The sequence below is a fragment of the Pseudomonas sp. 30_B genome, assembly GCF_017491605.1.
In the GTDB taxonomy this organism is placed as follows: Bacteria; Pseudomonadota; Gammaproteobacteria; order Pseudomonadales; family Pseudomonadaceae; genus Pseudomonas.
Map to the genome: position 1 here is coordinate 1 of NZ_JAFGYY010000049.1, position 13,300 is coordinate 13,300.

Here is a 13,300-nt window from a genome sequence, read left to right on the forward strand (position 1 = left end):
CCGCTACCCACCCCCCTGGCCGGCTGCCAGCTGCGCAGCACCCATTTCGACCGCCAGCGCCTGCTGCCGGATGATTTCCAGGCCAGCCAGGTGCCGGCCCCGGCGAACGTCCAGCGCGCCGTCGCCAAGCGCCAGGCCGAATACCTCGCCGGTCGCCTCTGCGCCCGCGCGGCTCTGCAGGCCAGCGGTGGCGACGCCGTGGTGCCCGGCACCGATGAAGAGCGGGCGCCGGTCTGGCCGCACGGCTTCTGTGGCTCGATCACCCACGGCGACGGCTGGGCGGCGGCCGTGGTCGCCCGTACCAACGCCTGGCGCGGACTGGGCCTGGACGTGGAAAGCCGCCTCGACAGCGCCCGCTCCCAGCGCCTGGCCGGTGAACTCCTCACTCCGGACGAACTGGCGCGGCTCGACCGCGAACAGATGGCGCTGCAGGTCACCCTGACCTTCTCGCTCAAGGAGAGCCTGTTCAAGGCGCTCTTCCCGCTGGTGCGCCAGCGCTTCTACTTCCAGCACGCCGAGCTGATCCAGTGGTCCGCCGGCGGCCACGCCCGCCTGCGGTTGCTCACCGACCTGTCGGAGGAGTGGCACCACGGCAAGGAGATCGCCGGGCAATTCAGCCTGTTCGACGATCGCCTGCTCAGCCTGGTGGCGATTCCCGCGGACATCTGACGGCCATGCCACAGCATCGGCGCCAGCTCCCAGCGCGACCAGGATGCTCGTCACGGGTGCAAGGCGTAATCTGAAAGAAAAAAGGGCGGCCCGTGTTGGTCGCCCTTTTTCTTTGTCCGTGTCCCATGGGCACGGGGCCTATCCTGTAGGAGCGAGCTTGCTCGCGAAGCTCTTCCTATCAACCTGACACTGGGTCGCGGCCCCGTTCGCGAGCAAGCTCGCTCCTACGAAAAGCACGCAGCCTCAGGCCAGCAACGCCACCGACTTGATCTGCGCCCACACCGCCTGCCCAACCTGCAGGCCGAGCTGGTCGTGGGAATAGCGGGTGATCCGCGCCAGCAGCGGTGTGCCGGCCACGTCCAGCTTCACCAACAGGTGCGCGGGATTGTCCGTCGGCACCATCTCCACCACCGTCGCCGGCAGCACGTTGAGGATACTGCTGTGCGCCGCCGGCTCCAGGCTCAGGCTGACGTCCCGCGCCTGCACCTTGATGCGTAGCGCCCTGCCCTTTTCCATCGACGCGTGGGCCAGGCGGATGCGTTGCTCGCAATGCGGCAGCGCCACGCTCAGCAAACCGTATTCGGCGTCGTGCCCCAGCACCTGCCCGTCGATCACCACACCAGCATCTTCCAGATGCGAAATCGGCAGATCGGTCCGCGCCAGGGTCTGGACCACCGGCCCGCTGGCAATCGCCTTGCCCTGGTCGAGCAGCACCAGGTGATCGGCCAGCCGCGCCACTTCGTCCGGCGAGTGGCTGACGTAGAGGATCGGAATATCCAGCTCGTCGTGCAGGCGCTCCAGGTACGGCAGGATTTCCGCCTTGCGCTTCAGGTCCAGCGCCGCCAGCGGCTCGTCCATCAGCAGCAGACGCGGGCTGGTCAGCAGCGCGCGGGCCATGCCCACGCGTTGCCGCTCGCCGCCGGAAAGGTTCGCCGGCATGCGCTCCAGCAGATGGCCGATGCCCAGCAGCTCGGTGGCCTGCTCCAGCGCCACGCGATGCTGGTCGCGCGGTACGCGCTTCATGCCATAGGTCAGATTGCGCTGCACCGACAGGTGCTCGAAGAGATTGGCGTCCTGGAATACGTAGCCCAGCGCGCGCTGGTGCGGCGGCAGGAACAGGCCCGTGGCGCTGTCCTGCCAGACCTCCCCGTTTACCACCAGGCGGCCGAGCGGCGCGCGCTCAAGGCCCGCCACGCAGCGCAGGCAGGTGGTCTTGCCCGAGCCGGAATGGCCGAACAGCGCGGTGACGCCGCGCCCCGGCAGTTGCAGGTCCACCTCCAGACGGAAGCCCGAATAGGCGATCTGGAATCGTGCCTCGATGGCGCGCACACCGACGCTGTCGTTCATCCCCACCTCACGCCCAGGCCGAACGACTGCGGCGGCTCGCATGGAGCGCCAGCAGGACCAGGAAGGAGAACACCACCATGCCACCGGCCAGCCAGTGCGCCTGGGCATACTCCATGGCCTCGACGTGGTCGAAGATCTGCACCGACACCACGCGGGTCTTGCCCGGAATATTGCCGCCGATCATCAGCACCACGCCGAACTCGCCCACCGTATGGGCGAAGCCGAGGATGCTGGCGGTGATGAAACCCGGCCGCGCCAGCGGCAGGACCACGGAGAAGAAAGTATCCAGAGGGCTCGCCCGCAACGTCGCGGCGGCCTCCAGCGGTTTGCTGCCGATCGCCTCGAAGGCATTCTGCAACGGCTGCACCACGAAGGGCAGCGAATAGAACACCGAGCCCACCACCAGCCCGGCGAAGGTAAAGGGCAATCGCCCCAGCCCCAGGCTCTCGGTGAGTTGCCCGATGGCGCCGTTGGGACCCAGGGTGATCAGCAGGTAGAAGCCGATCACCGTCGGCGGCAGCACCAGCGGCAGCGCCACCACCGCCCCCAGCGGGCCTTTCAGCCAGGAGCGGGTGCGCGCCAGCCACCAGGCGATGGGCGTGCCGATCAGTAGGAGAATCGCCGTACTCAGGGCCGCCAGCTCGAGGGTGAGCCGGATGGCCTGGAAATCCTCCTGCGTGAGGGGCATCGCCTGTTCCTTGCGTCTATGGGGAAAACGTCAGATTTCGTAGCCGTAGGACTTGATCAGCGCGGTGGCTTTCGGGCTTTTCAGGTACTCGACCAGCGCCCTGGCGGCGGCACTGTCCTTGCCCTTGTTGAGGATCACCGCGTCCTGGCGGATCGGGTCATGCAGGTCAGCTGGCACGATCCACGCGGAGCCACTCGTCACCTTGCCATCCTTGTAGATCTGCGACAACGCCACGAAGCCCAGTTCCGCGTTGCCGGTGGAGACGAACTGGAAGGCCTGTGTGATGTTCTGGCCTTCGACGATCCTGCCGGCGAGCTTGTCCTTCAAGCCCAGCTTGTCCAGCACCTGGGTGGCGGCCAGGCCGTAGGGGGCGGCCTTCGGGTTGGCGATGGAGAGGTGCTTGAACGCGTCGCTCTTCAGTACCTCGCCCTTGGCGTCGACGTAGCCATCCTTCGGCGACCACAGCGCCAGGGTGCCGATGGCGTAGGTGAAGCGCGAGCCGGGGACGATCTCCTGCTCCGCTTCCAGTTTCTTCGGCGTGCTGTCGTCGGCGGCGAGGAACACCTCGAAAGGCGCGCCGTTCTTGATCTGGGTGTAGAACTGCCCGGTGGCGCCGTAGGCGGCAACCAGCTTGTGCCCGGTGTCCTTCTCGAAGTCCCTGGCGATCGCCTGGATCGGCGCGGTGAAGTTGGCAGCGACGGCGACCTGCACCTCATCGGCCAGCGCCGAGTGCAGGGTGAAGCAGGAGGCAACCAGCAGGGAAAGACGGGCCAAGCGGTGTTTCATCGTGATGCTCCAGCGAGGTTGTCGTTATCAGGGCTACGAGACCGGACAGAACGCTATAACCAAAATTACATAACGATAGCCGTAAAGCTGCAATACCCCTCATGGGATAAGTCACGCGAAAGGGAGAACGCAGCGCAGACCGGAATGGCCACCGGCAGGACGGCCGGCATCGGCAGCATTCTGCATTTTCTGACCTAAAGGTCAAATACTGCGAAAACTCACTCGACCTTGGGCGCCTGGCGGCGCGGCCAGACCAGCGTGAAGCAGGCGCCGCCCAGGCTCTCGCTACGCGCGATCAATGCCCGCCCGCCGTGCCAATGGATGATCCGCCGCACGATCGACAGCCCCAGCCCGTGCCCGCCGGTAACCCGAGCACGGCTGTCGTCGGCCCGGAAGAACGGCTGGAACAGGCGCGGCCATTGCGCCTCCGGCACGCCCGGCCCATCGTCTTCGACATCCACCTGGCAACGATCCACGCTGACCCGGAAGCTTACCCGCACGCGGCCCTCGGCATAGCGCAAGGCATTGGTCAGCAGGTTCTGCAGCGCGCGGTGCAGGTAGCGCGGCTCGGCCTCCACCCAACTGCCCTGGTCGAACGGCACCAGCGGCCCCGGCTCGATGGTCACGCTGATCTCCCGCCGCAACGGCGCGATTTCCGACACCACCTGCTCCACCAGGGCGGCCAGCTCCAGGCGCTGGTAGGTCAGCGCCGGCGAACCCTGCTCCAGGCGCGCATAGGTGAGCATCTCGTCCACCAGTTGGTCGAGGTCCTGGATGTCGCCATCCATGCCCTCCATGTACTTGCGCCGCGACGCATCGGTCTCCGCCGACTCGATCATCTCCAGGCCGAAGCGCAGGCGCGCCACCGGCGTGCGCAACTCGTGGGACACCGCACGCACCAGCTCGCGCTGCATCGTCAGCAGCAGCTGCAACTGCTCCGCCATGTGGTTGAACGCCCCCGCCAGGCGCCCCACCGAGTCGGCGCCGCGCGCTTCCACGCGGGTATCCAGGCTGCCGCGGGCAATGCGCGTGGCGGCGGACTCCAGGCTGCGAAGGCGCTGCTCCAGGCCGCTGATCAGCAGGTACAGGGTCAGGCCGATCAGGCTCAGGGCGACGATCACGATGATCGACAGCAACTGCGGCGGATAGGAATTCATCTGGTAGATCGGGCCCATTTCCAGCACCCAGGGCGTATCGATGATGCCTGCCAGCACGCGGATGGAATCGCCGTCCTTGCCCAGCGCCATCACCGTGTCGCCCTCCTCCACGCGGCGGCTCTGGTCGTCGTCGAGGTCCACTTCCTTGATGCTCAGCAGGTGCACCTCGTAGCCGAAGCGCTTGTCGCGGACGATGCGCGCCAGATGGTAAGGCTGCTCGCTGGCCGGGTAACGCTTGAGCTCGTCCATCAGCAGGTAGATGGTGGCCCGCGCCAACTGCTCGCTGACCTGCTCCACCTCGCCGGTGAGGATCAACCCCTCCGCGGCGCTGACCTGGGTAAGCACGCGCACCCTGTGCGGCTCCTCGGCCTGCACCAGCACCTGATCGTTCATCAGCCGCGCCCGGCTGCGCCCTTCCATGCCCAGCCCGTCCAGGCTGACCAGCTTCAGCGGAATGCCCAGCAGACGGCTCCACTGGATCAGCGAGCGCTTGCGGTCCACCTCCGTCATCGGCAACAGCTCGTCGGCCATCAGGCGGAAGGTGCCGCGCGCCAGGTCCTCGCGGTAACGCTCGCCGCGCACCTCGTTGACCAGGTGCAAGGTCAGCACGCCGAGGGCGGCCACCAGCACCAGGGTCAGCAGCATGCCGCCGTAGATGCGCAGGAAGATGGATTTCATGGGTGGTATTTCCGGGGGACGGCAGTGCTGATGAAGAGCGCCCTCACCCTAACCCTCTCCCAAAGGGAGAGGGGACTGTTCGGAGTATGCGCGAAGCTCAGCGCTCCAGCCGGCCCACGCCCCAAGCTTCCACTACACCAGAGCTTGCAGGCTGAAACCCAACTGGCAGCCGGCACAGACAGCCCCCTCTCCCTCCGGGAGAGGGCTGGGGTGAGGGCAATCCCGCGCGCACGACTCACCCAGCCACCCTTCAAAGCTCCCCGACGAACAGGTAACCCTTGCTGCGCACCGTCTTGATCAGGCGCGGGTGCATCGGGTCATCACCGATCTTCGGGCGGATGCGCGAAATGCGCACGTCGATGGAGCGGTCCTGGCCGTCGTACTCGATGCCGCGCAGGGAGTTGAAGATTTCTTCGCGGGACAGAATGCGCCCGGCGTTCGACGCCAGCAGCCACAACAGGTCGAACTCGGCGCTGGTCAGCTCGATGGTCTGCTCGTCCAGCCAGGCCTCGCGCATGGCGTTGTCGATCACCAGCTTGCCGAAGGTCAGGCGCTTGCCGCCGGCCACCGGAGCGGCTTCGGCCGGCTCGGAGCGCCGCAGCAAGGCGCGGATGCGCGCCAGCAGCAGACGCGGGCGCACCGGCTTGCACACATAGTCGTCGGCGCCCATTTCCAGGCCCTGTACCTGGTCCATGTCGTCGGTGCGCGCGGTCAGCATCAGGATCGGGCCGTCGTAGTCCGGGCGCAGGCGCCGGCAGATCGACAGGCCATCCTCGCCGGGCAGCATCAGGTCGAGCACCACCAGGTCCGGCCGCTCGGCCAGCACCCGCTCCACCGCCGCCGCTCCGTTGGACTCGATGGCAACCGCCAGGCCGTTGCTCTCCAGGTAATCCTGGGTCAGCTCGGCCAGTCGCTGGTCGTCCTCGACGATGAGAATGCGCGCTTCTTGTTCCACCTTGCCTCCTGATGCACGGCGGGCCCTATCCATGACTGAAGCAGAAAGCCCGCGAAAGCGGCCGGCATTGTAGCCAGATTGCCCGCACCGTCGCACGCCGACGGCATAGGCAGACAATGCCTGAAAAGGTCAAGTCCTGCTGCGGCAAAAACACTACATATTGTGGTAGTGTTCCCCCCTCGCGACGCCACCCCGTTGAGTGAAAAATCTGTCATCAAGCACGACGAACGGTGAAAGGCCCTCAGCACGCGGGCTGGCGCGAGTTACCCGGCTTCACCCACATTTCACCCACATTTTATCCACAGCTTTTCCCACGCCCCTCTCCTTGCAAACCCCCCACTAGCGCATTATCTTGTATCCCCGTTGCGGCATACCCCTACATCTTGGGGTTGCCACCGTGAACCGGACACAAGAAGAAAGTCGAAGTCGCGAGCCTTTTCCATGGCTCCTCCGGTTCACCCACAACGTAATTCCAGCCGTACTGATGGACCAGGCGGGGCGACCCGCAAGGAGCGATTCATGTCGATGGAAACGCGGTACGGGTGTTGCAACGATACGTTCAACACCACTAGGTATTGTGGTCCCGGCCCGTAAAGCCGGCACCCGACTTGGGCCAGGGAGGCGCTTCGGGTCTCAATCCCCCTGCTCAGAGAATTTTCAGCTCGCGGTCCTGCCGCGGGCCACTGCTCTTTTCGCTCTTTATTTTTCGGGCCGGCACCCCAGGTGCCAGTAACACACCAATTACGAGAACGTGGAGACAACCACCCATGCAAATCGACACCACTCGCGAGAACCCGCAGGCCAACGCGCCGCAGGCCGCCGAATCCGCTCAGGATCTGGCCGCCACCGCGCCGGGCCAGCTGCGCGTGATCAAGCGCAACGGCACCGTAGTTCCCTACACCGATGACAAGATCACTGTAGCCATCACCAAGGCGTTCCTCGCCGTGGAAGGCGGCACCGCTGCCGCCTCGTCGCGCATCCATGAGACCGTGCGCCGCCTGACCGAACAGGTCACCGCGACCTTCAAGCGCCGCATGCCCTCCGGTGGCACCATCCACATCGAAGAGATCCAGGACCAGGTCGAACTGTCCCTGATGCGCGCCGGCGAGCAGAAAGTCGCCCGCGACTACGTGATCTACCGCGAAGCCCGTGCCAACGAGCGCAAGAACGCCGGCACCGCCAGCGACATCGCCCAGCCGCACCCGAGCATCCGCATCACCAAGGCCGACGGCAGCACCCAGCCGCTGGACATGGGCCGCCTGCAGACCATCATCCGCGAAGCCTGCGAAGGCCTGGCCGAAGTCGACGGCGACCTGATCGAACGCGAAACCCTGAAGAACCTGTACGACGGCGTTGCCGAGAAGGACGTCAACACCGCCCTGGTGATGACCGCCCGTACCCTGGTCGAGCGCGAGCCGAACTACTCCTACGTCACCGCCCGCCTGCTGATGGACACCCTGCGCGCAGAAGCCCTGGGCTTCCTGGGCGTGGCCGAGAGCGCCACTCACCATGAGATGGCCGACCTCTACACCAAGGCCCTGGCCGCCTACGTCGAGAAAGGTGCCGAGTTCGAACTGATCGACAGCAAGCTCAAGGAGTTCGACCTGGCCAAGCTGGGCGCCGCGCTGAACCACGAGCGCGACCAGCAGTTCACCTACCTCGGCCTGCAGACCCTGTACGACCGCTACTTCATCCACAAGGACGGCATCCGTTTCGAACTGCCGCAGGTCTTCTTCATGCGCGTGGCCATGGGCCTGGCCATCGAAGAGAAGGACCGTGAAGCTCGCGCCATCGAGTTCTACAACCTGCTCTCCTCGTTCGACTACATGTCGTCGACCCCGACCCTGTTCAACGCCGGCACCCTGCGTCCGCAGCTCTCCAGCTGCTACCTGACCACCGTTCCGGACGACCTGTCGGGCATCTACAACGCCATCCACGACAACGCCATGCTGTCCAAATTCGCAGGCGGCCTGGGCAACGACTGGACTCCGGTCCGTGCGCTGGGCTCCTACATCAAGGGCACCAACGGCAAGTCCCAGGGCGTAGTTCCGTTCCTCAAAGTGGTGAACGACACCGCCGTCGCCGTAAACCAGGGTGGCAAGCGCAAGGGCGCCGTCTGCGCCTACCTGGAAACCTGGCACCTGGACATCGAGGAATTCCTCGAGCTGCGCAAGAACACCGGTGACGACCGTCGCCGTACCCACGACATGAACACCGCGAACTGGATTCCGGACCTGTTCATGAAGCGCGTCTTCGACGACGGCAAGTGGACCCTGTTCTCCCCGTCCGAAGTACCGGACCTGCACGATCTGACCGGCAAGGCCTTCGAAGAGCGCTACGAGTATTACGAAGCCCTGACCGAGTACAACAAGATCAAGGTGTTCAAGGTCGTCCAGGCCAAAGACCTGTGGCGCAAGATGCTGTCCATGCTCTTCGAGACCGGCCACCCGTGGCTGACCTTCAAGGACCCGTGCAACCTGCGCAGCCCGCAGCAGCATGTGGGCGTGGTCCACAGCTCGAACCTGTGCACCGAGATCACCCTGAACACCAATGCCGACGAAATCGCCGTCTGCAACCTGGGCTCGATCAACCTGGTCAACCACATCGTCGACGGCAAGCTGGACACCGCCAAGCTCGAGAAGACCGTGAAGACCGCCGTGCGCATGCTCGATAACGTTATCGACATCAACTACTACTCGGTCCCGCAGGCTCGCAACTCGAACCTCAAGCACCGCCCGGTAGGCCTCGGCATCATGGGCTTCCAGGACGCGCTGTACCTGCAGCACATCCCGTACGGCTCGGACGCGGCCATCGAGTTCGCCGACAAGTCCATGGAAGCGGTCAGCTACTTCGCCATCCAGGCTTCCTGTGACCTGGCCGACGAGCGTGGCGCCTACGAGACCTTCAACGGCTCCCTGTGGTCCAAGGGCATCCTGCCGCTGGACTCCCAGCAGATCCTCATCGAAGCCCGTGGCCAGAAGTACATCGACGTCGACCTGACCGAGTCCCTGGACTGGGCCCCGGTCCGTGCCCGCGTACAGAAAGGTATTCGTAACTCGAACATCATGGCCATCGCGCCGACCGCGACCATCGCCAACATCACCGGCGTATCGCAGTCCATCGAGCCGACCTACCAGAACCTGTATGTGAAGTCGAACCTCTCCGGCGAGTTCACCGTGATCAACCCCTACCTGGTTCACGACCTCAAGGCTCGTGGCCTGTGGGACCCGGTCATGGTCAACGACCTGAAGTACTACGACGGCTCCGTGCAGCAGATCGAGCGCATCCCGCAAGACCTGAAGGACCTGTACGCCACCGCCTTCGAAGTCGAGACCAAGTGGATCGTCGACGCCGCCAGCCGCCGCCAGAAGTGGATCGATCAGGCCCAGTCCCTGAACCTCTACATCGCCGGCGCCTCGGGCAAGAAGCTGGACGTGACCTACCGCATGGCCTGGTTCCGTGGTCTGAAGACCACCTACTACCTCCGTGCCCTGGCCGCTACCAGCACCGAGAAGTCCACCATCAACACCGGCAAGCTCAACGCCGTGTCGGCGGGTAGCGACGAAGGCCTGCAAGCCGCTCCGGCCGCCGCGCCGCAGCCGGCCCCTGTACCCAAGGCCTGCAGCATCGACAATCCGGATTGCGAAGCCTGCCAATAAGGTGAGCGCGCCGCCTCGGCGGTGCTGACACCGAAACGGCAGACCGCACGGACTGTCCCCTCTCCCTCTGGGAGAGGGCTAGGGTGAGGGGCTCTTAAAGGCCCCCTTCCTCACAGAACAACAGCCTCCTCCGTCACGGACTTTCGTAGAGCGGAAGAAGCACAAGCTCTTAGCGTGCACCACACGCCACCAGACATCAGGCCGCCACAGAACGGCCATCCAGAACAGGAGAGGACCCATGCTGAGCTGGGACGAATTCGACAAAGAAGACGCCACCGAAACCAAGGCCGCCCCGGCAGTCGCCCAGGCCGCCGCGCAGAACGCTGACAAACTCGACTCCGAAGCCGCCGGCTCCGTCGAGGAAGCCCGCGCCGTTTCCGCCGCCGACTCCGACGCCGTTGCCCGTGCCAAGCAGGCCCTCGACGCCCTGGACATCCAGGAAGGCCTGGACGATCTGGAAGGCTCCGCCGCCCGCGTACAGGTCGGCGACAAGCAGATGATCAACGCCCGCGCCGACCTCAACCAGCTCGTACCCTTCAAGTACGACTGGGCCTGGCAGAAGTATCTGGATGGTTGCGCCAACCACTGGATGCCCCAGGAAGTGAACATGAACGCCGACATTGCCCTGTGGAAGAGCAAGGACGGCCTATCCGAAGACGAGCGCCGCATCGTCATGCGCAACCTCGGCTTCTTCTCCACCGCCGACTCCCTGGTCGCCAACAACCTGGTGCTGGCCGTCTACCGCCTGATCACCAACCCCGAGTGCCGCCAGTACATCCTGCGCCAGGCCTTCGAGGAAGCGATCCACACCCACGCCTACCAGTACTGCATCGAGTCGCTGGGCATGGACGAGGGCGAAATCTTCAACATGTACCACGAGATCCCGAGCGTCGCGAAGAAAGCGTCCTGGGGCCTCAAGTACACCCGCTCGATCTCCGATCCGAAGTTCCAGACCGGGACGCCTGAGACCGACCGCCAGTTCCTGCGCAACCTGATCGCCTACTACTGCGTCCTGGAAGGCATCTTCTTCTACTGCGGCTTCACCCAGATCCTCTCCATGGGCCGCCGCAACAAGATGACCGGCACCGCCGAGCAGTTCCAGTACATCCTGCGCGACGAATCCATGCACCTGAACTTCGGCATCGACGTGATCAACCAGATCAAGATCGAAAACCCGCACCTGTGGGATGCCCAGATGAAGGACGAGGCCACCCAGATGATCCTCCAGGGCACCCAGCTGGAGATCGAATACGCTCGCGACACCATGCCGCGCGGCGTACTGGGCATGAACGCGGCGATGATGGAGGACTATCTCAAGTTCATCGCCAACCGTCGCCTGACCCAGATCGGCCTCAAAGAGGAATACCCGGGCACCAGCAACCCGTTCCCGTGGATGAGCGAAATCATGGACCTCAAGAAGGAAAAGAACTTCTTCGAGACCCGCGTGATCGAGTACCAGACCGGCGGCGCGCTGAGCTGGGACTGACGGAAGTAGTAGCAAGACCGCAAGTCAAGACCATTAGAAACGCTGTAACCCGAAATGGAATGTTGGGGCAGTGATAGAAAGGCAAAAGCCCCGCCATTGTGCGGGGCTTTTCATTTTAAGGAGAGAGCATGAGAGTTTCCCAATACTACAAGCTGGGTCTTGAACAGCCTTTTCTCGACTTCCTAGACGTCCCAATAGACACAGATGTTCCTGCCTTTATCGACCCTACCGCGCTAAAACAAATGAACTCAGACTGGGCGCATATTGCTCAATCCTTGATGCAGAGCTTCTTTGAGAGAGTTCTCGAGTTCATCAGAAACAAAGAAGATCAAAGGGCAATAAACCATATAGCAAAGCTAAACGAAGGAAATGAATTTCACCTTGGACTTTCGAAGGGGGAGTCCAAAGGGCACGGATTCGGCCCAGACAATGCAGTCAAAGTATGGAAGGCAATTTCAAGCAGTAGAGCATCACAAAGCGGCCTACTTCAAGATCTTGAAGATACATGTCTGGTTATTGAAGGCATCGGTAGCGATATGATTTCCGACGCCATTTGCAACATACTTCGAGGACCGCTTATAGAATACACCCAAGAAATGTGCAGATACTACGGAATCCCAATGCAGCCCAACATACCATCAGGGCCTATTTGGGATGGGAGCCAATGGACGCAACGTTTCACTGAGCTACCCATGACGCCGAAAGGTAAAATTATCCTAGTCCCTAAAATTATTGCTCGATACAACCTCTCATTCAGATCAGACGAATATTACCGCCATTACCTGTTAGTTGAGATGCAAAGTGAAGAAATTAGGCGAGGCTCGTCGCTTGTACACTACCTTAAGGATGGCACCCCACGCGTAACAAAAACTGATTTAATGGATCGATATGGCAGCGACAAAGCAGCAGTCGAACGCCAAACCCTTACATTCCCAACAATCTTGCAGGCATATAAGAATGATAAATTAAAGCACCCCATACTCCCTCTCGACCATGAAGATATAGCCGAGCTAACCAATGCGAAAAATATTGACTGGGATGCATTAATAACTGAACTAAAATCAATATCACCCGGAAAAGCTCAAGCGTATGCGTATGAAGAATGCGTGGAGCGCATTGCAACCGCGATATTCTACCCATCCCTCACATATCCCAGCAAACAAACCCCCATTCACAATGGAAGAAAGCGAATAGATATAACCTACACGAACGAAGCAAGAAGAGGATTTTTCTTTTGGGTGCAGCAAAACTATTCAGCCGCAAAGATATTCATTGAGTGCAAGAACTATGAGAACGACCCTAAAAACCCTGAAATAGATCAACTCGCTGGAAGATTTAATCCTTCCAGAGGAAAGGTTGGAATCCTAATCCACAGGACCTGCCTTGATCCAAACGAACTAGCTACTCGATGCAAAGACACAGCGCAGGATGATCGTGGATTCATCCTTACCCTCACGGACGATGACTTGATCGAATTAATAAATGAAAGGCGATCGAGCGAATTCCCTGAGTACAGAATACTTCGGGACAAATTTGATAAGCTCATCATGTAGCGCTGAGACAAATTGACCCAATTTCAGATTACACGTAACCTCTCGCCCGGCGCCTAAGAAACGCCTGTCACACAGCGGCCTGACCGCTCCCGAAAGTTAAGCGGCTTTTTCGAGCACGCTGGATTCATTCGTCCTCGAAAAACCTCTGCGACGCCGGGAGTGGGCTAATACAAGACCCGAAAGGGGAATACGTCCGGCCCTCTGTGTGGGGTTTCTTAGCTCCCGGCACCCAGCCCTAAGAAAGCTGGCCACATCACACAGAGGTAATGGAAATGCCTGTCACCCCCAGCCTTCGCCCCGAAGGCGCTTCGCTGTACCCGCC

At 62.2% G+C, this 13,300-nt stretch carries 9 protein-coding genes; 4 read left to right on the plus strand and 5 right to left on the minus strand.

Features of this window, described 5'->3' with window-relative positions:
• On the plus strand, positions 1 to 669 hold a 669-nt coding region (locus J5M67_RS26945; RefSeq protein ID WP_207888473.1), incomplete at its 5' end, for a 4'-phosphopantetheinyl transferase.
• A 243-nt stretch (positions 670 to 912) separates the two neighbouring features.
• Here the strand turns inward: J5M67_RS26945 and modC are convergent.
• From modC to J5M67_RS26970, 5 genes are all read right to left on the minus strand, one after another.
• On the minus strand, positions 913 to 2,016 hold the full coding sequence (gene modC / locus J5M67_RS26950) for a molybdenum ABC transporter ATP-binding protein (protein ID WP_207888474.1): 1,104 nt from the start codon (positions 2,014 to 2,016) through the stop codon (positions 913 to 915).
• 7 nt (positions 2,017 to 2,023) lie between these two features.
• Positions 2,024 to 2,704: a molybdate ABC transporter permease subunit gene (gene modB, locus J5M67_RS26955; RefSeq protein ID WP_207888475.1), complete on the minus strand. Its 681-nt coding sequence runs from the start codon at positions 2,702 to 2,704 to the stop codon at positions 2,024 to 2,026.
• Between the two features lie 30 nt (positions 2,705 to 2,734).
• A complete protein-coding gene (gene modA, locus J5M67_RS26960; RefSeq protein ID WP_207888476.1) occupies positions 2,735 to 3,490 on the minus strand; it encodes a molybdate ABC transporter substrate-binding protein in 756 nt (251 codons plus the stop codon).
• A gap of 218 nt (positions 3,491 to 3,708) precedes the next feature.
• Entirely contained in the window at positions 3,709 to 5,325 is a 1,617-nt protein-coding gene (locus J5M67_RS26965) for an ATP-binding protein (RefSeq protein ID WP_207888477.1), read from the minus strand.
• 250 nt (positions 5,326 to 5,575) lie between these two features.
• Complete coding sequence (locus tag J5M67_RS26970; protein WP_207888478.1) at positions 5,576 to 6,280, minus strand: response regulator; 705 nt, start codon at positions 6,278 to 6,280, stop codon at positions 5,576 to 5,578.
• Between the two features lie 767 nt (positions 6,281 to 7,047).
• Here J5M67_RS26970 and J5M67_RS26975 point away from each other — a divergent pair.
• The 3 genes from J5M67_RS26975 to J5M67_RS26985 all read left to right on the plus strand — a co-directional run bounded on the left by J5M67_RS26975 (position 7,048) and on the right by J5M67_RS26985 (position 12,978).
• Entirely contained in the window at positions 7,048 to 9,939 is a 2,892-nt protein-coding gene (locus J5M67_RS26975) for a ribonucleoside-diphosphate reductase subunit alpha (protein ID WP_207888479.1), read from the plus strand.
• A 238-nt stretch (positions 9,940 to 10,177) separates the two neighbouring features.
• A complete protein-coding gene (locus J5M67_RS26980; RefSeq protein WP_207888480.1) occupies positions 10,178 to 11,425 on the plus strand; it encodes a ribonucleotide-diphosphate reductase subunit beta in 1,248 nt (415 codons plus the stop codon).
• Positions 11,426 to 11,553: 128 nt separating this feature from the next.
• Positions 11,554 to 12,978, plus strand: coding sequence for a hypothetical protein (locus tag J5M67_RS26985; protein ID WP_207888481.1), 1,425 nt, complete (start codon positions 11,554 to 11,556; stop codon positions 12,976 to 12,978).
• Positions 12,979 to 13,300: the final 322 nt, after the last annotated feature.